Annotated in this window: 24 protein-coding genes and 2 pseudogenes; 16 read left to right on the forward strand and 10 right to left on the reverse strand. The window is 46.0% G+C overall.

Going from position 1 to position 24619, the window contains the following annotated elements; translation table 11 throughout:
* From OCU60_RS00810 to OCU60_RS00830, 5 genes and pseudogenes are all read left to right on the forward strand, one after another.
* Positions 1-978: a TauD/TfdA family dioxygenase gene (locus OCU60_RS00810; RefSeq protein WP_083602599.1), complete on the forward strand. Its 978-nt coding sequence runs from the start codon at positions 1-3 to the stop codon at positions 976-978.
* Positions 979-1510: 532 nt separating this feature from the next.
* A pseudogene (locus OCU60_RS00815) lies at positions 1511-1669 on the forward strand (AlpA family phage regulatory protein); the annotation flags it as partial.
* 9 nt (positions 1670-1678) lie between these two features.
* Positions 1679-1912: a hypothetical protein gene (locus OCU60_RS00820; RefSeq protein WP_205410476.1), complete on the forward strand. Its 234-nt coding sequence runs from the start codon at positions 1679-1681 to the stop codon at positions 1910-1912.
* Between the two features lie 345 nt (positions 1913-2257).
* Positions 2258-2590: an HVO_A0114 family putative DNA-binding protein gene (locus tag OCU60_RS00825; protein WP_074372311.1), complete on the forward strand. Its 333-nt coding sequence runs from the start codon at positions 2258-2260 to the stop codon at positions 2588-2590.
* A 10-nt stretch (positions 2591-2600) separates the two neighbouring features.
* Positions 2601-5727 (forward strand): annotated as a pseudogene (locus OCU60_RS00830) (DUF3427 domain-containing protein).
* Between the two features lie 252 nt (positions 5728-5979).
* On the opposite strand, the gene OCU60_RS00835 reads toward OCU60_RS00830, so the two are convergent.
* Positions 5980-6846 carry a YicC/YloC family endoribonuclease gene (locus tag OCU60_RS00835; protein ID WP_074372310.1) on the reverse strand — a complete coding sequence of 289 codons (867 nt, stop codon included), beginning with the start codon at positions 6844-6846 and terminating at the stop codon, positions 5980-5982.
* A 233-nt stretch (positions 6847-7079) separates the two neighbouring features.
* Here OCU60_RS00835 and rph point away from each other — a divergent pair, with 233 nt between their 5' ends.
* Together rph and pyrE are read left to right on the forward strand one after the other, a co-directional pair.
* A complete protein-coding gene (rph, locus tag OCU60_RS00840; protein WP_074372309.1) occupies positions 7080-7796 on the forward strand; it encodes a ribonuclease PH in 717 nt (238 codons plus the stop codon).
* A 121-nt stretch (positions 7797-7917) separates the two neighbouring features.
* Entirely contained in the window at positions 7918-8562 is a 645-nt protein-coding gene (gene pyrE, locus OCU60_RS00845) for an orotate phosphoribosyltransferase (protein WP_074372308.1), read from the forward strand.
* Between the two features lie 64 nt (positions 8563-8626).
* Here the strand turns inward: pyrE and lpxM are convergent, their stop codons facing one another.
* The 4 genes from lpxM to coaBC all read right to left on the reverse strand — a co-directional run bounded on the left by lpxM (position 8627) and on the right by coaBC (position 12431).
* Positions 8627-9595, reverse strand: a complete 969-nt coding sequence (lpxM, locus tag OCU60_RS00850; protein WP_074372307.1) for a lauroyl-Kdo(2)-lipid IV(A) myristoyltransferase — start codon at positions 9593-9595, stop codon at positions 8627-8629.
* Positions 9596-9614: 19 nt separating this feature from the next.
* A complete protein-coding gene (gene lpxL, locus OCU60_RS00855; RefSeq protein ID WP_074372306.1) occupies positions 9615-10559 on the reverse strand; it encodes an LpxL/LpxP family Kdo(2)-lipid IV(A) lauroyl/palmitoleoyl acyltransferase in 945 nt (314 codons plus the stop codon).
* A gap of 6 nt (positions 10560-10565) precedes the next feature.
* Positions 10566-11156 carry a nucleoid occlusion factor SlmA gene (gene slmA / locus OCU60_RS00860; protein ID WP_074372374.1) on the reverse strand — a complete coding sequence of 197 codons (591 nt, stop codon included), beginning with the start codon at positions 11154-11156 and terminating at the stop codon, positions 10566-10568.
* A 72-nt stretch (positions 11157-11228) separates the two neighbouring features.
* Complete coding sequence (gene coaBC / locus OCU60_RS00865) at positions 11229-12431, reverse strand: bifunctional phosphopantothenoylcysteine decarboxylase/phosphopantothenate--cysteine ligase CoaBC (protein WP_074372305.1); 1203 nt, start codon at positions 12429-12431, stop codon at positions 11229-11231.
* A gap of 196 nt (positions 12432-12627) precedes the next feature.
* On the opposite strand from coaBC, the gene OCU60_RS00870 reads away from it, so the two are divergent.
* From OCU60_RS00870 to mutM, 6 genes are all read left to right on the forward strand, one after another.
* Positions 12628-14307, forward strand: coding sequence for a methyl-accepting chemotaxis protein (locus OCU60_RS00870; RefSeq protein WP_074372304.1), 1680 nt, complete (start codon positions 12628-12630; stop codon positions 14305-14307).
* Between the two features lie 109 nt (positions 14308-14416).
* A complete protein-coding gene (radC, locus tag OCU60_RS00875) occupies positions 14417-15091 on the forward strand; it encodes a RadC family protein (protein WP_074372303.1) in 675 nt (224 codons plus the stop codon).
* Between the two features lie 364 nt (positions 15092-15455).
* Positions 15456-15692, forward strand: a complete 237-nt coding sequence (gene rpmB / locus OCU60_RS00880) for a 50S ribosomal protein L28 (RefSeq protein WP_074372302.1) — start codon at positions 15456-15458, stop codon at positions 15690-15692.
* A 13-nt stretch (positions 15693-15705) separates the two neighbouring features.
* A complete protein-coding gene (gene rpmG / locus OCU60_RS00885; RefSeq protein ID WP_004728408.1) occupies positions 15706-15873 on the forward strand; it encodes a 50S ribosomal protein L33 in 168 nt (55 codons plus the stop codon).
* Positions 15874-16011: 138 nt separating this feature from the next.
* Positions 16012-16515 (forward strand): hypothetical protein, encoded by a 504-nt coding sequence (locus tag OCU60_RS00890; RefSeq protein ID WP_074372301.1) that lies wholly within the window; start codon positions 16012-16014, stop codon positions 16513-16515.
* Between the two features lies 1 nt (position 16516).
* Positions 16517-17326, forward strand: a complete 810-nt coding sequence (gene mutM / locus OCU60_RS00895; RefSeq protein WP_074372300.1) for a bifunctional DNA-formamidopyrimidine glycosylase/DNA-(apurinic or apyrimidinic site) lyase — start codon at positions 16517-16519, stop codon at positions 17324-17326.
* A gap of 10 nt (positions 17327-17336) precedes the next feature.
* Here mutM and coaD read toward each other — a convergent pair whose 3' ends face one another.
* A complete protein-coding gene (gene coaD / locus OCU60_RS00900; RefSeq protein WP_074372299.1) occupies positions 17337-17831 on the reverse strand; it encodes a pantetheine-phosphate adenylyltransferase in 495 nt (164 codons plus the stop codon).
* A gap of 169 nt (positions 17832-18000) precedes the next feature.
* Here coaD and OCU60_RS00905 point away from each other — a divergent pair, with 169 nt between their 5' ends.
* On the forward strand, positions 18001-19065 hold the full coding sequence (locus tag OCU60_RS00905) for a glycosyltransferase family 9 protein (RefSeq protein WP_074372298.1): 1065 nt from the start codon (positions 18001-18003) through the stop codon (positions 19063-19065).
* On the opposite strand, the gene OCU60_RS00910 is transcribed toward OCU60_RS00905, so the two are convergent.
* Positions 19004-19783 carry a glycosyltransferase family 2 protein gene (locus OCU60_RS00910; RefSeq protein WP_074372373.1) on the reverse strand — a complete coding sequence of 260 codons (780 nt, stop codon included), beginning with the start codon at positions 19781-19783 and terminating at the stop codon, positions 19004-19006. The genes OCU60_RS00905 and OCU60_RS00910 overlap by 62 nt on opposite strands.
* A 116-nt stretch (positions 19784-19899) precedes the next feature.
* Positions 19900-20970: a glycosyltransferase family 9 protein gene (locus tag OCU60_RS00915; protein ID WP_074372297.1), complete on the reverse strand. Its 1071-nt coding sequence runs from the start codon at positions 20968-20970 to the stop codon at positions 19900-19902.
* 100 nt (positions 20971-21070) lie between these two features.
* On the opposite strand from OCU60_RS00915, the gene OCU60_RS00920 reads away from it, so the two are divergent.
* Together OCU60_RS00920 and OCU60_RS00925 are read left to right on the forward strand one after the other, a co-directional pair.
* Positions 21071-21787 (forward strand): 3-deoxy-D-manno-octulosonic acid kinase, encoded by a 717-nt coding sequence (locus tag OCU60_RS00920; RefSeq protein ID WP_074372296.1) that lies wholly within the window; start codon positions 21071-21073, stop codon positions 21785-21787.
* The gene (locus tag OCU60_RS00925; RefSeq protein ID WP_074372295.1) at positions 21784-22524 is read left to right on the forward strand and encodes a glycosyltransferase family 25 protein; all 741 of its coding nucleotides are present in this window, start codon (positions 21784-21786) and stop codon (positions 22522-22524) included. The genes OCU60_RS00920 and OCU60_RS00925 overlap by 4 nt, the downstream gene beginning before the upstream one ends.
* Here the strand turns inward: OCU60_RS00925 and waaA are convergent.
* Both waaA and OCU60_RS00935 read right to left on the reverse strand, forming a co-directional pair.
* Positions 22515-23828, reverse strand: a complete 1314-nt coding sequence (waaA, locus tag OCU60_RS00930) for a lipid IV(A) 3-deoxy-D-manno-octulosonic acid transferase (RefSeq protein ID WP_074372294.1) — start codon at positions 23826-23828, stop codon at positions 22515-22517. The genes OCU60_RS00925 and waaA overlap by 10 nt on opposite strands.
* Position 23829: 1 nt before the next feature.
* Positions 23830-24609 (reverse strand): glycosyltransferase family 32 protein, encoded by a 780-nt coding sequence (locus OCU60_RS00935; protein WP_074372293.1) that lies wholly within the window; start codon positions 24607-24609, stop codon positions 23830-23832.
* Between the last annotated feature and the right edge of the window lie 10 nt (positions 24610-24619).

Raw genomic sequence — 24619 nt, forward strand, 5'->3', positions numbered from 1 at the left:
ATGAACGAGCTAGGAAGTGTCAGGATAACCACGGTATTCCCGGATACTAATTTTATAGCATGTGTTGAGGCGTCCAGCCATGAGACAAACCTTGCCACCTGGATACGCCACAATGAAGTATTGGTAAAGAGGCAACTGAATGAGTTGGGAGGCATCTTGTTCAGGGGTTTTGACATGCCGGATGATTCTTCATTTCTGAATCTGGTGAGGACGTTGCCTTTTGAATCGGTTGATCTCAGCCAGTTTGAAGAGGCTACGGAAAGAGAGAAAGTTGCGACGAACCTGTATACGACAACAGCTTTTCCGGCTAGCGAGATGATTTCACTGCACAGTGACTACTCATCGTCGCTGGATATTTGTCAATATCTTTGTTTTTTCTGCCTGACTCCTCCAGAGGCTGGTGGGCAAACCCCGTTAGCGGATAATCGCCGGATTTATCAAAGATTGGTGCACGCATATCGTCAGCAGTTTGAAGCATTGGGTTGGCTATTGGTCCGCTATTACGGCACAGGGCTGGGATTGGATTGGCAGGACACCTTTTTAACGGATTCCCGCCAAGCCGTAGAGAAACATTGCCAGCAACATGATGTGACAACCCATTGGGATGGCGATGAATTAAGGACAACACAAACACGGACCGCGGTGATTCGTCATCCAGAAACCGGTGAAAAGTGCTGGTTTAATCATATTGCTTTCTGGCATGTGGCCAACTTACATCCCGACATTGCTGATGCGATGATCGATGCGGTTGGTCAAGAAAAATTGCCCTTTCAGACGTTTTTCGGGGATGGTAGTGATATTCCGGATTCGGTGGCACATCATATCCGGGATATTTTACTGGAGGAAAAGCGCATGTTCGACTGGCAGCAGGGAGATGTACTTTTATTAGATAACATTCTGACCAGTCATGGACGGGAACCTTTTTCTGGTGACAGGAGTATTCGGTTAGCTGCGTTTCATAAAGTGAAGCGGGAGTAACCTTTTCTTTTGATTTAATCGATTTATCACCGCTCACTTCTTGAGACGGTCGTGTCGATTCTGCCGTAAATTGTCGTATTCATCTTTTTCCGAGGTGTTCAGATGAGTGCTTTTATCGGTTGAGGTTAATCGTCCGTGAAAACGGGGTAGAACCCATCGGCGTTTAACGTTTAATGAGTCAGTGAAATTATATTTTCATTTTTGGTTGGATAAAGAAGTTATAGTTTCACTTTCATGCTTTGCCTCACACTCCATGTGTTGTAACACACCACTTACCCCTTGGGCATCTGGGGCAGTTTGGGCAAAGCCTTAATTTACGCCATTTAGCCACATACCAACCCTGCCCACAGGGCATTTATTACTTGGGGCATTATGTGAATTCTGGGGCAGGTTGTTAGCAATAGCCTCAGAAAGCTGCATGATCTGGGCATTTATCTGGCTACTGCGTCCGTTTAACTCTTTAATACTAGTGGGGCAAACTCCTAAGAGAACTTAACAGAACAGTGAGGCTTATTTTGAAAAAATAGAAACGATGAACCCAACTATCCAATCGCCCATCACATCAACATATTCAGATCGTCAGCAGCGGATTTTGCGCTTGCCCGAGGTAAAGGCCAAAACAGGCTTTGACCGCAGCACCATTTATGCCCTGATGGCCAGCGGAGAATTTCCGAGGTCCATTCGTATTGGTGCGCGTGCCGTGGATAAACCATCAGCATTAAACCCGTTACCTTCCAGTGAGATGAATAACACCGCGCCAACATTACCGGCTGGTGAAGCCACCGAAGGACTAAGCCCAGATCGCGCCGCCAAAGCACTGATGGCCGCAGGCTATCTAATCCCCGATGGCAACCGACCACAGCGAAAAGTCAGCCTGCCCGACAACACCCGCCCACGCATGTACTGCGTGAAAGGCTGTATCTTAGATGACTAAAAAGGCGATGAATCCTGTGTAGGCTTGTCGCCTTGCAGTGTACCTCCAGTCAACCTAAGGGCTTGGCGAGGTTTGAAGTCCTACACAGACAAGACCACTAGTGTACTGTTTGTGTACTTCACGCACATGGTGATTGCCATTGTCCTAAACGGAAAATATTCTTGCGCTATTATCAGCAGTTGATAAGATAATCGGCTTATGTATAAGCGTACAACCTTTTGATTTTTCAAACACTGTTTTACGCATTCTCTGGCGCTGGTCTTTTTGAGAGTCGAGAGGGGAGAGCAGAGAGTGCGAGCAAACGATTTGAGTAAGCTATGCGAGTAAAGAAATGCGAGTAAAGCAATGAAAAACGTAAAACAATCGCGCTGCGTAATAGGCATTAAAGGGCAGACGCTCGACCCCGATTACCCCGTCGATATCTGGTTCGACTCGCTTAAATCGGTGGCCAATGTGCTGTCGAAAGAAAACCAGCAATTGTTAAAAGTGATCGCCGAGCAACAGCCGCAATCGGTGACAGAGCTGGCTGCGCTTACAGGTCGAGCTGTTAGTAATGTGTCGAGAACACTGAAAACATTGGGCAAGTACAACTTAGTTGAAATGACAAAATCACAAAATGGATTGGCGGTAAAACTGCGATATCAATCGATGTTGTTATTGATCCAGCCGTTAGAGTAAAAGGAATATCATGCAACAAGTCGGAATTTATGAGCAGCTTATAACGCAACTTATAGAGAGCCGCATTGACCGAAAGCGATTCTATGTGGGCGAACGTGAGCTTAATAGCGGTGAAGCATCAGTCTGGTTATCCCGTTTCTTATCACACATGCTTGAATGTCCCTACGGGGGATGATCGTCTTCAACAGCAAATCGCTTTATCCAACCAATTGTTACTCTGGCTAAAAACACAAATTCAAGATAACGATTTTATTGAAAACAACTTACTTGCGAGTCAAGGCAAAATTCTGACCGCGCTATACGAATTAGAAAACCCTGTCTCAGCCGATTTAAAAAATTATATTAACGACATTTTTCCTTTAACCGGACTAAGTCAAAGCGAGCTGTTTTGTGGTAGTAATGCCGGTTTATCGCTTGAATCTGAGTTAAAGCGAGAGATTTTGTCGGCGGATAAAATCTACTGGTTAGTGTCGTTTATTAAGTGGGCAGGGATCCGCATTTTTCGCAAAGAGCTAGAAGAATTTACAGCTAGTGGTCGCGAGCTAAAAATCATTACCACGTCATACATGGGGGCGACAGACGCGAAAGCGGTGGAGTATTTGGCGAGTTTGCCCAATACCGAAGTCAAGCTGAGTTACAACACTGAACGTGAACGGTTACATGCCAAAAGCTATCTATTTTTGCGCAATACGGGCTACCACACGGGTTATATCGGCTCCTCCAATCTTTCCCATTCAGCGTTAACTAACGGTTTAGAGTGGAATTTAAAAATTACTTCGCAGGAAATTCCGCACATTATTAATAAATCGTTGAGTACCTTTGAAACCTATTGGGCCTCGCATGATTTTGAGCCTTTTAGTGGCGATGCGAAATGCAGTGAAAAGCTCAAAAAGGCATTAAATCAACAGCGTGGAAACTATGAAGAAAATTTATCGCATTTCTTTGATATCTCGCCGTTTCCTCATCAAAGTGAAATATTAGAACAACTGGCCGTTGAGCGCAGTATCCATCAACGCTTTCGCAATTTAGTGGTTGCTGCAACAGGAACGGGTAAGACCTTGATTTCGGCCTTTGATTTTGCGCGTTTTATTAAAATAAAACCGCAAGCTAAATTTCTGTTTGTCGCACACAAAGAAGAGATTTTAAAGCAAGCTAGGGCTGCGTATCGTGGCGTATTGCGAAATGGCGCTTTTGGTGAACTTTGGGTTGGTGGGCATACGCCAGAGCACTATCGACAATTATTTGTTTCTATCCAAACGCTCAACAATCAGTTGGATCAGCTTAACCTAACTGCTGACTATTATGACTACATTGTGATTGATGAAGTACATCATATTGTTGCGACAAGTTATCGCGCACTGCTGGAACATTTTTCCCCCACTATATTACTCGGTCTTACTGCCACACCAGAGCGCCATGATGGTGGCGATATTCTGGCGGATTTTGGTGGCGTGATTGCCGCTGAGATCCGTTTGCCGGAAGCCATCAATCGTCGTCACCTTTGCCCATTTCAGTATTTTGGTATCGATGATGATACCGACCTTCGCAACATTGCATGGAGTCGTGGACGTTACGATATAGCTCAGTTGACCAATCTTTACACCCACAACCAAGTCCGCTTTGACAAAATTTTGCTGAGTATGCAGGAGATCATCACCGATACAGGCAAAATGAAAGCCTTGGCCTTCTGTGTGAGTAAAGAACATGCGCAGTACATGACACAACAGCTTCTATTGAAAGGCATTAAAGTGGATGTGTTGACGAGCGATAACTCTCACGAGAGGCAACAAAAGCAGCAAGCCATTCGCTCTGGCAGCATTAACGTGCTTTGTGTGGTCGATATCTTCAACGAAGGTGTCGATATTCCCGAGGTGGATACCTTGCTGTTTTTAAGACCGACAGAAAGCTTAACTATTTTCTTGCAACAGCTTGGGCGCGGTTTGCGTTTAGCTGACGGTAAGGAGTGTTGCACTGTGTTGGATTTTGTTGGCAACTCACGTCCTGAATATGACTTTGTCAATAAATTTAGAGCTTTAGTGGGAAAAAGTCATCGAGCGCTCAGTGAAGAGATAAAGCAAGGATTTCCTCACGCGCCTCTCGGTTGTCGCATTGAGTTGAGTAAGCGCACGCAAGAAATGGTACTCAGCAATATTCGCCAAGCTTCATTAACTTTGAAGCGCCTAGTCGCGATGATCCGCCAGTATCCACAGTATTCGTCACTGCCACTAACACTTTCCAACTTCTTAACTCTAAATCCGCATATCGACTTGAATGAACTTTATAAGCGAGGGGGTTGGTCGCAGCTCGTTCAGCAAGCCAAAGATGAAATCAATGAAAACACACTAGATGAAAAACTGCTGAACATGCTTAAAAAGGCCATCCATAACCGAATTTTGACCTGTGACGATCATGCCTATTTAAGTTTCTTAAAGCAGCTTTGCCATACCGACTTTGCAATAAAAGATTCGAGTCATCGTCATGCTTTGATGTGTCATTACGACTTCTGGCAGAAAACGGGGCCTGAATGTGGATTCGACTCCATTGATCAGAGCTTAGCGAAACTGAATGCTTACGAGTTAAAAGCAGAACTATTGGACGTGGTTAACTGGCAACTAGCACAAACCAAGCATGAGCAACCAACAATGCAGGTTTTGCCTGAGGTTTCACTAAGGCTGCATGCACGTTATGCGCGTGAACAAATATTGGTGGCATTTGGCGCGACTACGTTTGAGCGCCAACCACAGGCTCGCGAAGGTGTGTTTGTGCTTAAAGAGCAGAATATTGAACTGATGTTCGTCACCTTAGACAAAAATGAAAAGCAATTTTCGCCCACCACTATGTACCACGACTACGCAATAAACGAGCATCTATTTCACTGGCAGTCGCAAAATAGCGCAAGACCCGATAAAGGGCGTGGTTTGGAGTACATCCAGCATCAAAAAATGGGTAAGCATCTGTTTTTATTTGTGCGTGAACAAACCAAAGATGAATACGGCCGCACTATGGGTTTTGTTAATTATGGTGAAGTGGACTATGTATCGCATACAGGCTCACAGCCGATGAGCATTACTTGGCAGTTAAAAGAACCCATGCCGCATTTCATGTGGCAACAAGCCGCGAAGTTGGCTGTGGGGTAACTATGATGGCGAGTTAAATGCGAAAATTGGGTAACTTACTGACCACCAATTTGCTCACCGCAAAACGCTTATTGATCCAAAATGAGGGGACAGCCCACCATTCTGACCACTACTTAACAGGCGATTGGTAACGGACATCTGCAAACCGATTTGGACGGAAAAAATAAAAAAGCCCTGTATTTACAAGGCTTTTTACCAGGAAATACAGGGCATTTAAGACATTCTTGGACGGGTAACTTTCTACCTAGGAACCTATTCAATATTCTGGATCTGTTCCCTCATCTGTTCAATCAGCACCTTCAGTTCGACGCCGGAGGCGGTGACTCCGGTATTGATTGATTTTGAGGCCAGCGTGTTCGACTCTCGGTTGAATTCTTGCATCATGAAATCCAGACGGCGGCCACAGGATCCACCTTTTTTGAGGATGTTTTTGGTCTCTTTGACGTGAGAATCAAGGCGGTCGAGTTCTTCAGCGACGTCGGATTTTTGTGCCATGAGAACCAGTTCTTGCTCGATTCGGCCGGGATCGAGTTCGACGTTGGCTTCTTCAAACTTATTCAGCAGACGTTCGCGTTGCCATTCGATGACTTCAGGCATGTGCGCGCGGACTTTGGTGACTTCTTGAGAAATGGCATCAAGACGCTGTTCGATCAGCGCTTTCATATTTTCACCTTCCCGTCCGCGGGATTCGATGAACTCCGTTAAAGCTCCGTCAAACTCATCAAGCAGCGATGTGTTGATTGTATCCATATCGTGTTCTGGCGTTTCCATAACTCCCGGCCATTGCATGACCTGAAATGGATTGATGCGGCTGAGTTCTCCGGTCATATGCATGACTTGACTGGCTGCATCGATCACCTGTTTGGCGAGCGTTTCGTTAATTGTCAGTTCACCCGCTGCGGAAGGATTTACCTCAAAGCGTAGGTGGCACTCTACTTTGCCCCGGGCCAGACGTTTGCGGAAACGTTCACGCAGAATTGGTTCTAGACTACGGCATTGCTCGGGAAGACGGAAATAGGTTTCGAGATAGCGTTGGTTGACGGAGCGAATTTCCCAGACGGCGGTACCCCAGTCAGCTTTGACCTCTTTGCGTGCGTATGCGGTCATACTATAAATCATCAAATTTTCCTTAAGTCTTGAAGATTTGGACTTGATATTGGTTTTATCTTAACACAATTCTATCGTGTAAGACGTGCATTGGGAGTGAATCCTGTTGATTGTTTTATGGTCATTTCGGTTGCTGTCGTTTGCGTCGTGCAGGGGATTCTTGATGGTGGTTTGCTGAGCGGATTTCCGCTATAATCTGCGGCCAATTTCATCACTCATCCAAGACAACAACAGGTAGATACTTTATGCGTCCAAACAACCGTGCTGCGGATCAAGTTCGTCCGATTCAAATTACTCGCCATTATACTGCCTATGCTGAAGGCTCCGTGTTGGTTGAGTTCGGGAATACCAAAGTGTTGTGTAATGCCAGTGTGGAGGCGAATGTCCCCCGGTGGTTGAAAGGTCAGGGCAAAGGTTGGGTGACCGCTGAATACGGGATGCTACCGCGAGCAACTCATTCGCGAACTCGCCGGGAAGCTGCCAGTGGTAAGCAAGGTGGCCGGACGATGGAAATCCAGCGATTGATCGCCCGTAGTTTACGTGCCGTGGTTGATCTGGAAGCGATGGGTGAAATCATGATCACCGTTGATTGTGATGTGATTCAGGCTGATGGCGGTACCCGGACGGCGTCGATTACCGGTGCAAGTGTGGCGATGGCGGATGCGTTTCAGTCTTTGGTTCAGTCCGGAAAACTGAAGAAGAACCCGATGAAAGGTCATGTGGCTGCTGTCTCTGTTGGGATTCTCGGTGATGATGTGTTGTGTGATTTGGAATATGTCGAAGACTCGGCAGCCGACACCGATATGAATGTTGTGATGACTGAAGCCGGGAAAATGATTGAGATTCAGGGGACGGCAGAAGGTGAACCGTTCAGCCATGAACAGCTGCTGGATCTGCTGGCTGTCGCGAAAAAAGGTATCACGGATATTGTGGCTGTGCAGAAAGCGGCCTTGGAAGATTAATTGTCGAGAATGGCGCCTGTCGGCGCTATTTTTTTAGCGGTTGTTTGTGGATGGGAACATTTGTGGATGGGAACATCGACCGTCGTTATCAGAAAAAAGAGCAACGAAAAGAGAGAAAGTCATGAAAGCGTACCAGCGTGAATTTATTGAATTTGCCCTTGAAAAAGAAGTCCTGAAATTTGGTGAGTTTACTTTGAAGTCCGGCCGGAAAAGCCCCTATTTTTTCAATGCCGGTCTGTTTAACACCGGACGGGATTTGGCGCGTCTGGGGCGTTTTTATGCAGCGGCGTTGGCTGATTCAGGGATTGATTACGATGTGTTGTTTGGCCCGGCTTATAAAGGGATTCCGATTGCAACCACAACGGCAGTCGCTTTGGCGGATCATCATGATGTTGATACGCCTTACTGTTTCAATCGCAAAGAAGCCAAAGATCATGGTGAGGGCGGCCATCTGGTCGGCAGTGCTCTCCAAGGTAAGATTATGTTGGTAGATGATGTGATTACTGCTGGTACGGCGATTCGGGAATCGATGGCAATTATCCAAGCCAACGGTGCAGCACTGGCGGGTGTTTTGGTGGCGATCGATCGTCAGGAAAAAGGTACCGGAGAGTTATCCGCGATTCAGGAAGTGGAAAGAGACTTCGGCTGTGCCGTGATTTCGATTGTCGGCCTGACCGACTTAATTACTTACCTTGAAGAGCAAGGTAATAGTGCTGAACATCTGGCTGCGGTGAACGCTTACCGTGACCAATACGGTGTCGTTTAAATCCGTGACGGATTGAGATACCTGCTTGGATAAAAAACTCAGCCTCTGGCTGAGTTTTTTGATGTTACTGATATATTTTCTTTCCATCGCGCTGCGTTTGTAGCAAAAATAAGTTCCACATGTATTGTTCCGGATGTGGTGTGAGCAAATCTTCAATGGCTTGATTCATTGCCCGGGCGTCCTGCTCTTCATCTCCGGTCGGGAAATTTTCAATCGCTGGCAAAATATACACTTCATATTTGGATGTTTTATCGTTATAAGCGGGGAGCACTGGCACCACTTTCGCTTTCGATAAGCGAGCCATTTTGCCGAAGCCTTTCAGTGTAGCTTTTTCGGTGGCAAAGAAGGGCACAAAAACAGAATTTTGCGGGCCATGATCTTCATCGGGGAGCCAATAACCGATGTAACCATCTTTAATGGAACGAACGAACGGTTTCACGCCGGCATCTCGTGCAAAAATACGTCCGCCATACTGCATGCGTTGGACATGCATCAGCCAGTCACCAATCGGGTTACGCTGTGGTTTCATAATGGTTGTGACTTTATAACCGCGCGCAGCCAGCATGACCGCAGGGTAATCCACTGCCCAGGCATGGGGGGCGAGAATGATGACTTTCTCGCCGGCATCCAGTAACGGTAGCAGATTTTCCTCACCAATCAGTTCCCCCCGTTGTTGATTATGCCGGGTCGAGCGCACTAAAAACTCAGAATAGCCCAGCATGTATTGGGCGGCTTTGACAAACGTTTCGTACAGAATTTGTTCGCGCTCTGCTTCGCTCTTTTCCGGGAAACAGTATGCGAGGTTGATGCGGGCCCGACGAACGACACGGCCATTTTTATTGACGATCGGCTTGGCTATTTTACGTGCAAGGGCATCACGCCATTTCGGGGGGATAAAAGCAAAGAGTGCTGCAACCAAGATACCTAACCAAGTTCCCCAGTGGCGAGGATGTAAAAAGGACCACTGGAAAGTCGGATTGTAAAGGTAATTGTCAATGCTGTTTTGACGAGGATTGTCTGGCGTTGAACTCATGAATGCATAATCCTGATGTTTATTGATATCGAGTGTGACTGGTTCCGTCAGGCAACGATTTAAATCGTTTGTGAAGCCACATCCATTGTTCCGGAGCGCGCATGATAACCCTCTCAATATATTGATTGAGATAAGCTGCCGCTGCCGTCATATCCTTTTGGGGGTATTGCTCTTCAATCGAGATATCGGCCATGATTTCATAGGTTCCCTGAGTCGTCCGGAATCCGGAAACGGGGACAATAGCACACTTACTGGGGTAGGCAATCAGGCTGGTACCGGTTGTGGTACACGCCTCATCAACACCAAAAAATGGCACAAAGACGGATTTATGATGACCATAGTCTTGATCCGGCAGATAAAACAGCCGTTCGCCTTTGCGTAACACGCGAATCATCTGCTTCAGATCGCGGCGGTATACCAGTTTGTTGCCGTTGCGGGTTCGCCCGCGATACTGGATAAACTCATAAGCAGGGTTGCTATGGGGGCGATAAACGCCATAGCCGGGTAAGCCGAGTACCGCAAAGCCACGGGCACAGATCTCCAGATTTAAGGCATGCACGGCACACAACAGCACTCCCTTATTGTTTTCTGCATGTTTGCGTAGGGCACTGATATCTCTTTCGACCAGAATGCGGCGAAAACGCCAAGTCGGCCAGAACCATGTGATCCCCGATTCGACTATAGCAGCACCGGTATTTTTGAAATTTTCGACCACCATCGCTTCAACATCATCAGGTGACATTTCCGGAAAGGCGAGTTTCAGGTTTGTTCTGGCAATATGGACGCGTTTTTTGCCGACCTTCATGCCTAATTTTCCCAGTGAGCGTCCGAGTGAAAGCGAAATGGAATATGGCAATAGATTTACGATTGCAGCGAGAAGGCCGAATCCAAACCAAACACCCCAGTATTTGGGGTGTAATAATGAGACGGAAAAGGCAGGTTTGCCGATTTTGTAATCATTCATAAAGTGTTATTTCAATTGTGCGCTGAGCAGTGACCAGTATTGTTCAAAATTTTCAGTTGGCTGATATTTGAAGTCTGAACGGACAAAACGGTTTAAACTTCCTTCAACCTGTCCTAATAGTTGCGCTGCCAGAATATTTTCTCCGACAGGGAATGACTTGCCTTCACGAAGTTGGCGCTCACGTAAAATCTGACGTAAAGACGTTTCAATGCGTTCAAAAAGTTGGTTGATTCTTTCACGGAGCCGCTCATTTTCAAACATCAGGGCATGACCGGATAATATCCGAGTCAGACCGGGGTTGCGTTCAGAGAATGTTAAAATCAACTGCATCACCATCTTCAGGCGGTTAAGAGTATCTTTCTCTTCATTGAGGATCATATTAATCCGCGACATCAACGTTTCTTCGATAAACTCGATTAGCCCTTCGAACATGCGGGCTTTACTGGGAAAATGGCGATAGAGCGCTGCTTCTGAAACTCCGACCCGCTTCGCAAGCTTGGCGGTAGTAATGCGAGAGGCGCCATCATGAGACTCTAGCATCTCAGCCAGTGCCTGAAGAATTTCGTCACGGCGATTACTTTTTTTTGTTCCGGTCATTTCCATACCCTTTCCGTTACCACATGCTATCAGTAACCGGGTGAATGAATTCAGTCGGTTACGATTGTTATTTTATCCTATTTTTTCACTGATAAGTGTCATGAGTGCCAGCGCCAGCTGAGATTTGGGAGCCAATGGTAGTTTTTGCTCCCCAGCGGGCCAGAACAGATGAAGTGCATTTTGATCGCTATTGAATCCCTGCCCGCTGACGGACACATCGTTTGCACAAATCATGTCCAGATTTTTACGCGTCATCTTCGAGCGGGCATACTGTTCAACCTGCTGGGTTTCTGCTGCAAAACCGACCGTAAATGGTCGGTGAGTCGTCATCGCTGCCACAGCAGCGACAATATCTGGATTTTTGATCAGCGTGATGGTCATGGTATCGGAATCGTCAGTTTTCTTGATTTTTTGGTCGGCAATATCCGCAGGCCGATAGTCGGCAACCGCAGCACAACTGATAAAGACATCATGATGTGGGGCTTGCATCATCACCGCGTCATACATTGTGGCGGCACTGCTGACATCGATTCTTTGGGCACCAATCGGTGTCGATAAATGGGTTGGGCCAGCGATTAGCGTGACATCAGCACCGAGCTGGACTGCCGCTCTGGCTATCTCAAATCCCATTTTGCCGGAACTGTGATTGGTCATATAACGGACTGGATCGAGTGCTTCTCTGGTCGGGCCGGCAGTAATGAGCACCGATTTTCCTGCGAGTAACTTAGGTTGGAAAAATTGTTCACACAAATGAAGCAGTTGCATGGGCTCTAGCATACGTCCCGGTCCGACATCACCACAGGCTTGCTCACCGGCATCCGGCCCCCAAATATGCATGCCAAACGATGCGAGAGTATCCAGATTTCTCTGGGTGGCAACATGACGATACATTTGCTGATTCATGGCCGGTGCAAGGGCGACGGGGGCTTGCGTTGCTAAAATAAGAGTGGAGAGTAAATCATTCCCCATACCTGCCGCGATACGGGCGATGAGGTCAGCACTGGCCGGTGCCAACACGATGAGGTCCGCCCATTTGGCCAGCTCGATATGACCCATTGAGCGTTCAGCTGCCGGATCCAGTAAACTGTCTGAGACGGGGTGGCCGGAAACAGCCTGCATGGTGAGCGGTGTAATGAAAGCTTTTGCTGCATCGGTCATGACGACTCTGATTTCTGCACCGTGTTCAATCAGACGGCGTGTCAGTTCTGCACACTTGTATGCAGCTATGCCGCCACTGATGCCCAGCAGTATTTTTTTTCCTGCCAATGTTTGCATGTTTTGATTCCTTAATCACCCTGCGCGCTATGCTAGCACAACTCCTGAAAAGATGTCAGAACTGTGTCAGAGGAACTCATCCGCTCAGCTTTTCATATTCAAATACTTGAGTATGAATCACAGATATTCATGCCGATATGTGCAATAAGAAAGGTATTGATAAATCGTCAATCGATATAAGTAGATAAGGAATCTTATGTTTAGTTCTCTTCGGAGCCGGACCAAGCTCCTCTTAGTTACTGTCATTCCTCTGATAGTTATTACAGCGATGATTACAATGGTGTATTACTGGAGTGGGATGGCTTCACTGAAGCAGGAGCTGGCACAATATCGACAAGAATTGGTAACTGGCCATAAAAATAAGCTGAAGGCTTACATCATGATGGGCACAACGGCTATCAAGTCTCTCTATGAGAGTGACCAACATGGTGAAAATAAGGCTCGGGCAAAAGAAATATTAAAGTCGATGCGTTTTGATGATGATGGTTATTTCTTTGCTTATAACTCCCAAGGCGTCAATACACTTCATGCGATTAAGCCACAACTGGAAGGAAAGAACCTTTACAACATGAAAGATAGTAATGGTGTTCCCGTGATTGCCGGTTTAATTAAAGCCGCGAAATCGGGGGATGGGTTCCTCTATTTTTCATGGCATAAGCCCTCCCTAGATGCGCAAGCACCGAAGTTAGGTTATGCCGAATATCTGCCGAAATGGGATTGGGTGTTAGGCACCGGGGTTTACATTGATGATATTGATCGTCAAGTGGCGGCGTTTCAAAATAATCGGGAAAAACTGTTACATCAGCAGATGTGGTCTGCGATTGGATTATCGGTGGCTGGCCTGATATTAACAATTATTATTGTGAGCTGGTTAGTCGCTAAAGGCGTCGAGCCACTGCATCATATTCTGAAATCGTTGCAGGATGTGGCAGCAGGCGGCGGTGATTTGACTACTCGTTTGCATGTAGAAAGCCATGATGAAGTCGGTATGGTGGCCGAAGCATTTAACGCCTTCATGGATAAATTACACCCGCTGATTTCAGATATCAGCCGCACAGAGCGTGATGTGGTCTCGGCTGTGAATGATCTGGATCAGCAGACGTCTCATTCAAATCAGAAGATGAATAGTCACTGTCAGGAAACCGATAAAGTCGTTACTGCGGTCACAGAAATGAGTGCCACAGCTCGCGAAGTTGCACTGAACACCAATTCAACCGCCCAGGCGATAGAGTCAGCGAATCAGCAGATTCATGAAGCACAGGATGAGGTGAATTTCGCGATTGAGGGCATTAGCAGTTTGGTGAAAGAGGTGAATCTGACTTCTGATGCTATCTCGGAATTGAGCCAACAAGCCGGAGACATCACACAGGTTCTGGATGTGATCGGGGAAATTGCTGAACAGACTAATTTACTGGCATTAAATGCTGCAATAGAAGCGGCACGAGCCGGGGAACAAGGACGAGGATTTGCTGTGGTTGCCGATGAAGTTCGCTCGCTTGCGAGTCGGACTCAGAATAGTACGCAAGAGATCGGTAATATGCTGAGTTCGTTGAATCAAGGCGTGACTAAAGCGGTCAGTCGTATGCAAACAAGCCGTGAGCGGGGCGAAAAAACTGAACAAGAATCGGTTCGTATCAGAGAAAGTTTGTCCGGTATTTCTCAAGCGATTCGAACCATTCAGGATATGGGGATTCAGACCGCATCGGCCGCAGAGCAGCAAAGTGTGGTTTCTGAAGATATCAACCAGAATCTAGTCGCGATTCAGCAGATTGTGAATGAGTTGAGCGATAATCTGCAACAGTCGGAATCAATCAGTAGCCGTCTGGCGCTATCTGGCAAGAAAATGGGAGATTTGGTCGGGCACTTTAAGATTTAACCGACATCACAATTGCAACTGATGTTGATATCTCTCGGATTTCTTATCAGCAAAGTTGAATTCGGCTTTATCTTCAGTATTTGTATGGCAAACCGAGAGGAGCCATACAATGAGCCTAAAATTCCTTCCTAAAGAGTCAATGCCACGGGAAAAGCTACTGTCCCGTGGCCCACATGCCCTGTCTGATGCTGAGCTATTGGCTATTTTCTTACGAACCGGTGTTGTCGGGATGAATGTCCTCGAATTAGCTGATTTCCTTTTACAGGAATTTGGTTCACTCCGTGAATTATTTTCAGCCCAGAAGAGTGTATTTTGCCGACATAAAGGTTTGGGAGAAGCGAAGTTTGTGCAAATTCAGGCAGTGTTAGAAATGGCCCAGCGTTATTTTTCGGAAACGATCCAAAGAGGGGATGCGCTGACGAGTCCGCAATATACCCGTCATTACTTATCGGGAATACTTCGGGACCGGCGCCGTGAAGCATTCTATGTACTGTTTCTGGATAACCAGAATCGGGTTATTTGCGGTGAAATTATGTTTGAAGGAACCATCAATGCTGCGAGTGTCTATCCGCGAGAGATCGTGACGCGAGCACTGCAGTATCATGCTGCATCAGTGATTGTGGCACATAATCATCCGTCTGGCGTTGCGGAACCCAGCCAAGCTGATCGACATATTACGCGACGGATTATCGATGCTTTGGCGCTGGTGGATATCCGCGTATTGGATCATTTTGTCATCGGTGATGGCGAGATTGTGTCTTTTGCTGAGCGAGGCTGGATTTAGTATTGATTGAGGCTTGGTTTCGGCAGATGGTGAACGGTTTATGGTGATTTTGCGAGGAAGTTGCCGCTTTCGGTTGATTTGATGGTTTTCGCGCAAGTTTTTAGTTGTGAGAACAGGAGATTCTGTTATCATTCGGCCACTAAATTTTCAACCTATTATCAGCTCGGCGATGAAAAAGATCCCATGATCTGCAAAAAAGGATCTGTTCGGGTCTTGAGCAATGCACATCAAGTTAGTATAATGCGCGACCTTTGATAGCCTTGTATGGATTTTCCATAATGGTTTTAAACCTCACCCTTCAACATGGAGAGAGGTTCGGCCACCAAGGTTGATATCGAGCTGAAACGATTTGGAGAAGACATTCATGTCCCGAGTATGCCAAGTAACTGGTAAGCGTCCTGTAGCGGGGAACAACCGTTCGCACGCACGTAATGCTACTAAGCGTCGTTTTCTGCCGAACCTACAAACTCATCGTTTCTGGGTAGAGAGCGAAAAACGTTTTGTTAAACTGCGCCTGACTGCGAAAGGTATGCGTATCATTGACAAGAAAGGCATTGATGCTGTTCTTGCTGATATTCGTACCCGCGGCGAAAACGTTTAAGAGGAATTGAGCAATGGCTAAAGGCATTCGTGAAAAAATTCGTCTGGTATCATCTGCTGGTACTGGTCATTTTTACACTACTGACAAGAACAAGCGCAACATGCCAGGTAAATTTGAGATCAAAAAGTTTGATCCAGTGGTTCGCCAGCACGTTGTTTACAAAGAAGCTAAAATCAAGTAATTGAACTGCTTTTTGTAAGTGTTATAAAACCCAGCTTCGGCTGGGTTTTTTATTACCTCCTATCTACCTTTTTTCTGCGAAAGATCATAGGATGGACGGATATATCGATAAGCGACAATATCTGTTGAGAGTGACCTGATGAAGGATCGAAAACGGCGTTGGAATAATTATCTGATTCTGGCGGTGATTTTATTTATCGTCATTTTGAATCTACCATCCATGATTAAAGATTATCTTTTACCCCACGAAGTGCAGAGCAATCCATCGCTTCTCAATCCCCAATTGACGATAACTTCGATACACACTCAGCCTTGGTCGCTGGTGCGTGATCCGAATGGCGACTGGACATCTACGGTGCCATTTAATATTTCAGCGCTGGAACTGGTACAACGGTGGCGGAATCTGGTTGGTACGCCGGTTGATGATAAGACTTACCACTCATTGTCCGATAAGCTGAATGATCCCGGAACGGTTGAAGTCTGGTATGAAGAACAAGAAGAGCCGCAGCGGATTACCTATTATCGTTTCCCGCAGTTTTGGTTATTGAAAAACTGGCAAGAACACTGGATTGCTATCAGCGTGGAAGACCATTATCTGTTTCCATCGATTATCACCGAATCATCAGTGCAGCAGGAGAATTGAAATGCCGGAGTTACCGGAAGTTGAGGTAAGCCGACTGGGGATTAGTCCTTTTTTGGTGGGCGAGCAAGTGAAATCTGTGAGTGTGCGAACACCGAAACTCCGCTGGGAAATTCCCTTTGAATTGCAGCAGATTACGGGGCAAGTGATTCGGCGGGTTCATCGCAGAGCCAAATACCTCTTGTTGGAAACCGATGTCGGAACTGCGATTATCCATTTGGGAATGTCAGGCTCTTTGCGAGTGTTGGACGTTTCGCTTCCGCCCGGCAAACACGACCATGTCGATCTGTTTATGATGAACGGGAAAGTGCTGCGCTATAACGATCCGAGACGCTTTGGTGCGTGGTTATGGGCAGAGAAGGGCATGACTCATTCGGTGTTCGATAATCTTGGCCCGGAGCCGCTTTCTGATGAACTGACTGCTGAGTATATGGCCGCGAGAGCGAAAGGAAGACGAGTAACAGTCAAACAGTTTATTATGGACAATAAAGTGGTGGTTGGTGTCGGGAATATTTATGCCAATGAGTCTTTGTTTACCACTGGGGTTCGACCAACCCGTGAGGCCGGTTCACTGACGATGCATGAATGGGAAACGCTGGTGACAGAGATTAAAGCTGTCCTGGCCCATTCGATTCAACAAGGTGGCACGACCTTGAAAGACTTTGCGCAAACGGATGGGAAACCCGGTTACTTTGCTCAGGAACTCCGTGTTTACGGGAAAGAAGGGGAGCCGTGTCCCGAATGTGGTCAAGCGATCGTGGCACAGAAGATCGGACAACGGAATACCTTTTATTGTCCTCTCTGTCAAAAATAGGGATCTGCCGTCAGATATTACGTTTTTTACGCAGTGATTCAGCAACGACTGATGGCACAAACGTGTCGACCTCTCCCCCGTGGATGGCAACTTCCCGGACAATCGTTGAAGAGATAAACGCGAATTCATCTGCCGGGGTGAGAAAAACACTTTCAAGCTCTGGCATCAGTCTGCGATACATGTTGGTCAAGCCGAATTCATACTCAAAATCCATGGTTGTCCGCAGACCGCGGATTAAGACGTTTGCGTTGACTTGTTTGGCAAAATCGACCAACAACCCGGAAAATCCCTGTACACTGACATTCGCCAGGTGTTGGGTTGCTTGTTCGGCAAAAAAGACTCTTTCCGCCAGTGTAAACATGGTATTTTTACTGGGGCTGGCGGCAACAGCAATAATGACTTCGTCAAACATATCTGCAGCGCGGTTGACAATATCAAGGTGTCCGTTAGTGAGTGGATCGAATGTTCCCGGATAGATGACGCGCGATAATTTTTTTTTGCTCACAGTCCGTTATCTCAACAGTTAAACAGCATGCCTTAGGTATATACCGAAGGCGGCTCAAAATGCAACGTTTGTCAGAGTATCTGACACTCACGCTATAGTAACAAAAAGGCTCAAAATAACCTATTGATGTCCGTCTGATCGATGCGATGTGACGGAATAAGAGTTTGAAATGAAAAAAATACTTGTCATTCGTAATGATAAAATCGGCGATTTTATGCTGGCATGGCCGAGTTTTGCAATGCTCAAAGCATCGATTCCCGATTGTCACATTACTGCGTTGGTGCCTCGTTATACCATCGCGCTTGCCGAATTATGCCCGTGGATTGATGCTGTACTTGAAGACCCGACTAAAAAGGGGGCCGCATCATCTCAACAAGCGCTGATTGAAGAAATCCGCCAGCGTCACTTTGATGCGTCGATTAACTTATTTTCGACAACGTACAATGCGTTGTTGGTCTGGAAGGCGAAGATTCCATACCGAATGGCCCCGGCGACGAAATTGGCACAGGTGTTTTACAACCACCGGGTAAAGCAGAAACGTTCTCAGTCCGCGAAACCTGAATTTGAATATAATCTGGATTTGATTCGCGCTTTTTTACAGGATCATCAGATATCTGTGGTTGAGCCGCAGCCACCTTATCTGACTTTTACGCCATCAGAGCTTGCCAAACAAAAAGACAAACTTGCTGCACAGCTGGGAATTTGTTCTGCCAAACCATGGCTGTTTGTTCATGCGGGAAGTGGCGGCTCAGCCAATAACCTGTCTCTCCGGCAGTATAGTCAGTTGATCGATGGGATGAACGGTGATTTTGAGGTGGTGTTGACTGCAGGGCCGGGAGAGGAAGAGAAAGCCTATCAACTCCAATTATTGATTAATCATCAAGGTGAAAAAGCCGTTGTCTATCATAAGAATGATGGGTTGGTCGATTTCGCCAGATCAATTGCTTGCGCGAGCCTTTTTATTGCAGGATCTACGGGGCCTTTGCACATCGCTGCTGCGATTGATGTTGCGACGATTGGTTTCTTTCCTGCCAAGCGTTCGGCAACACCATTACGTTGGTATCCGTTGAATTCACAAGGGCGTCATTTATCCGTTGCCCCGCCGATGAGCGGTGGTCAATCGCAACAGGAAGATATGAGCCAAATTCAAATTGAGTCGCTTTTGAGTGATATCAATGCTTGGGGGGCGCCGTATTTGTCCTTATCCACAGATCAGCGTATTTCACAAATGTAGAATGTGCCGAAAGTAGGGACAGAAGCAATCCCTGCTTTCCATCTAAAAAACCGGCTTTGATCACATACATTTTTACAAAACATCCGAGTGCATGCATGAGACCTTGGCTGAGACTGCTTTTTTTACCGCGTTGTTGGCGCTGTTCTGCCCACGCTTTCGCATATCCGGCTGATTTGACCAGATAGTGATGCATATCGTCGTAAGTGTAGTGAATTGCGTCACCGGAAAGGGTTTTGACATGCATGGATGATGTCACTTCGACTTTTTCATGCACCAATGCATCGTTGTACTGGGTCAGCCGGGTTGGATAGAGACGCAAGACTTTATCCGGATACCAACCACAGTGACGGATGAACCGACCAAACACCCAACTTAACCGCGATATTTGATAGATGGTATTGGGTTGATTTGTTTTCACCGCGTCTTGAATGCTGCGGCGAAGTTCTGGTGTGATTCGTTCATCGGCATCTAACCATAAGACATAATCTGATTCGACATACGATTGTGCGAGACGACGCTGAGGCCCGAATCCCGGCCAGTCGGTATTCGAAAAGAATTTATCGGTAAACTGCCGGGCAACCTGTGCGGTTTCATCGGTACTCCCTGAATCGAGAATGACAATCTCATCGACCCAGTCCTGAACCGTTTTTAGACAGGCTTCCAGATGCTTGGCTTCATTTTTCACAATAAGGGCCACGGCTAAGGTTGGTTGTGTCACGATGATATGTCTCCGTTGAGATGATGTTATTGTTCGAGTCGGTTGTTGTCCGATGATAGCAGGATACTGATATTTGTCTTTAAGTGGTTTGTCCGTCGATTCGGGCGAGATTTTACTCACAGGTGAAAATCTTTCACCGCCTTCTCAAACATTTGAATGACTTGCGTTGCCTGAATCCGACACATGGCTGATTTATCTTTGACACGGGCACGCCAGTTTAACGCAGCGATGGTTTTACCGGTTTCCGCTTGAATCGCTTCTTCATAGGCAGACACCACATAATTCTGATAACAATAAGGCCCGGTTCGTTGTGGGTTATGGTGGGCATACAAGCCGATAACCGGCGTCCCCATGGCATTGGCCATATGAGTAGGGCCGGTGTCCGGTGCAATCACCAGATCGCTGTGATCTAACAAAGCCAGCATCTGTTTCAAGGTGCTGTGACCGACTAGATTGGTCACCGGAAAATCGACCAGACCAAGTATCTGGTTAGCTAAATCAAGCTCAACTTGCGCGGGGGAACCGGCAAGGATGATATGCCAGCCCTGCTCATGCTCATGCTCATGCTCATGGATATATCGCATGACTTCAGCGTAGCCGGCGGCTGTCCAGTTTTTGTAGGCCTTACTGGCTCCGGGAACGATCACCAGATTCCGTTTGTCTTGACTGAGTTGTTGCGTTGCCCATTGCTGGTCATGGTGGCTGTAAGTGAGTGTCCACTTTGGTGTGATATCCCGAATACCAATATATTGCGCAAAAGCAAGCAGGCCATCCAGTACATGGGGTTTGTCCGGGGAAGGGACGTGCTGATTGGTAAACCAAGTTTGGCAGTCTTGACTGCGTGTAGCATCGAAGCCTAGCTTATAGGTTGCTTTGATTCCCAGCGTTGCCACACTGGCTCTAAATGCATACTGCATATGAAGGAGCGCATCAAATCGTTCCCCTTTCAGGGCTGCCCAGAGCTGTCGGTAGGCTTGCCAGCCTTGCTTTTTATCAAACACAATGAGGTTGATATTGTCGAGACCAGCCAGTAATTGAGCTTCTAATCGACCGGTAATCCAAGTGATTTTGGTTTCAGGCCACTGGTGTTGAATGGCTTGAACCGCTGCAACGGCATTGCACACATCACCAATGGCAGACAGACGCAGGATACATATCGATCGAGGGGCGGAATCAAATAACGCCATAATGAACACTATAAAGCAATGAGAGTTGTTCGGAATTATGCAGAGATGGGAAGAAAATGTAAAATGCCGATTGAGTGAAGTTTTAATCATTGGATAGGCCGTGAAAACGTTTGAAAAAGATAAGCTACGGGTGTGGTATGACGAGGCATTGTTATCAGTGTCTCCGGAGCAATGTTTTGATGCTGGTTTCTGGCAGCAGCAGGATAAGATTGTCGGCCAGGCCTTTGGCAGAGGGACGACATGGTTTATCCAACTCGATAACATTCAAGGGGCATTACGGCATTATCGACGGGGCGGGTTGTTTGGCCGGCTCGTTCGTGATCATTACCTTTTTTATCAATGGGATAAAACCAGAAGTTACCAAGAATTTCAGATGTTAAACCATCTGAGAAATGCAGGCGTGAATGTACCGCGTCCTATTGCGGCCAGAGCGGTGAAAAAGCATGTATGCTATCAAGCCGATTTAATCACGGAAAAGATTCCCAATGCTCGTGATTTGGTGACGCTTCTTCAAGAAAATGCATTACATGATGGAATGTATGTAAAAATCGGGCGAGAGATTCGTAAAATGCACTATGCTCAAGTCAATCATACCGATTTAAATATTCACAATATTTTGATCGATGATCGGGAACGAGTTTGGATTATTGACTTTGATAAGTGTGTTATTTGTGTCGGTCAGGGTTGGCAATCTGACAATATACAACGACTTTCGCGCTCTTTTAAGAAAGAGCAGCTCAAGCACAACATTTTTTTCAGTGAGCATTCATGGCAAGCGTTGATGAGTGGTTACTTACAGCAGATGACAGAGTCATGAAAATTTATGTAATTAATTTGGCAAGAGCACAGGAACGACGGGTAAGAGCTGAGCAATGTTTATCGCAACTGAATGTTGATTTTGAGTTTTTTGATGCCGTTGACGGGGGGGAGGGGTTACCACCAGCGTTAGCATCTAAGCCCAATGATGCCTATCGAATCCGCTACCGGGGCAGAGTGCTAACACCGGGAGAAAAAGGTGTTTATGCCAGCCATTTTTTATTATGGCAAAAATGTATTGCACTAGATGAGCCCATTGCCATCTTTGAAGATGACTTTTTACCAACTCAATTTTTTAACCAAGTGATTGAGCGTCTTCCTTCGTTACATAAAAAATATGATTATTTGCGTATAGAGTCACAAGATAGTCACGTCCAGGGGACAATGATTGAAAGTACTCACGATGGTTTTCAGGTGGTGATGTGGAATGATAATCAAGGGGGAGCGAGAGGCTATAGTCTTACCCCATCAGCTGCGAAACAGTTTGTTGAACATAGTGATGAATGGCTATGTGCTGTCGATAATTTTATTGGTGAGTCATATCGGCATAATGTCCCGGCTATGGGTGTGGTTCCTTACGCTGTCTTCAATCCGTCGGATATGGAGAGCCACGTACAGAATGTTGTCACTCGACCCAAAATTAATGTAATAAATAAAATATTCAGGGAGTTGAATCGAGTCTATCGAGGGACTTATCTATGGCTGTGGAATATCCGATATTTAAGAAGTTATCGATAAAGCGAGTGACGTTTTAGTCTCAATCCATCTTCAGTAAAGATATGGTTGATTGTTTTAGAGATTGCACCGGTATTTTGTTGTATAACCTCCTGCGCTTGCAGTGACATGTGTAATCTTTGTTGATGATTGTCAAATAAGTTCAGAACCGCCTGACTGATGTCTTGAGCATGATTAAGTACTTGAAGCGCACCTGCACTGTTTAGTGTGACGGTAATCTCATGAAAATTATAGTAGTGGGGACCGATGAGTGTTGGTATTCCTAGCGCAGCCGGCTCCAAAACATTGTGACCACCGACATCGCCAAACAAGCTTCCACCCATAAAGCAGACATCTGATGCGCCAATGAGCGTCAGCATTTCTCCCATTGTATCGCCTAAATAGATTTGAAATGGTTTCTCGGCGTTGAAGTTTGCCGTTCGTCTTTGCGTGGTCAATCCATATTCAGTGCATAACGTATAGACTGTGTTAAACCTTTCCGGATGTCTGGGTACCAAAATGAGTAATGCCTCTGGATGATATTTCAGAATGGTTTGATGGCTCTGGAGGATGAGTTGGTCTTCGCCATGATGCGTACTCGCAGCAATCCAGACAGGTCTTGTTTTGCCTAAAGAATCGCGCAACTCTTTGGCTGAATGCACGATAGTTTCTGCGATGTGGATATCGTATTTCATTGATCCGGTGACAAACAGTTGTGATGCTTGAGCGCCCAAGCGTAAAAAGCGATTTCTGTCTTCATCATACTGACAGTAAAGGTGGTCAATGTTAGGGAGACACATGTTGATTAATGGTTTGATTCTATTGTATCCGCGATATGATTTTTCAGATAGGCGCGCATTAATAACAGATACATTGACACCGTACTCTTTTGCGATATGCAGAAGGTTAGGCCAGAGTTCAGTCTCCATCATAATTAAATGACTTGGTTTTATTGATTGAAGAAAACCACGAATCGCAAAAGGGAAGTCAAGAGGCATATATCGATGCTCTGCAATAGCGCTGATTTTTTGTGCTTGCTCTGCACCCGTCGGCGTTGTAGTTGTAATGATGATTTTTTTCTCAGGGAAATCGAGATGTAGTTGTTTGATAAATGGGATTACGCTGAGAGTTTCGCCGACAGATACAGCGTGAATCCAGATGACTTCTTGATTTTCTGATGTGGATAAAGCAGGTGTGAAACCGAAGTGTTCAGTCCAGCGAGAACCGACACAAGGTTTACCTGCTTTTTTCTTGAATAGCTTCAAGAGATAAAAAGGTGCAATCATGGTTAGCACCAGCGTATAAATTAGTCGGATAAAGTCATTCATATTATTTTTTGATTAAGTCTTTTGGATCCTGGTGGGTCCATTTACCACGGGGTTTATCTAGATATTGGAAGTGCTCATTGGTGAATGTTCCTTGAATACAGACATAGTTTCGACCTCGGGCATGAACACTTTTCCCCTGTAGAACACGATTTAATGCTTCTGGTCCTGTTGTCCCATAAACGCCTTTTTCGACGTCGTAGTTCTCAATATTATTAACAATGGTATCCATAATCGTTTGATAGTGAGGGTTATGGGGAACTGTTGCCAGAAAGAAATTTGTATAATCCGTATTCCCTTTTTTAAACTTGATATATAGCGCTTCTTGTTCATTTTTTAAGATTCTGCGGAGCGGCCATACCAAAGTTGCATCAATATCCATATAGATACCCCCTTGCTGATACAAAACAGTAATCCGCCATAAATCGGCTTGAGCCGCACCATCAGTCAGTTTTTGATAAGCTTGATACACGTGGTCAGGGGCTTGCTCCCTCATGAACTGTTCTCGTTCTTCTGTACTGACATATCGATAATCATAATCCAGAGACATTAGACGATTAAATAAGTAATTGAGATAAACAGGCAAGGTGCTGCGATTAGAATAATTGGTTTGCCAGATGACTCTTGGAATCGCACTGGTATTTTTCCAAGGCAACTTATGCTTGGAGTAGATTGGTATGGTAAAACGAGTTTTAGGTAAAACCGCATGAAAGAGATAAGAGAATAACTTAAATAGATTTCCTATCAGTCGAATTAAGCGATTGGTGATGATGATTAAATTCATTATCTTATCC

The organism is Vibrio spartinae, assembly GCF_024347135.1.
Classification (GTDB): Bacteria; Pseudomonadota; Gammaproteobacteria; order Enterobacterales; family Vibrionaceae; genus Vibrio; species Vibrio spartinae.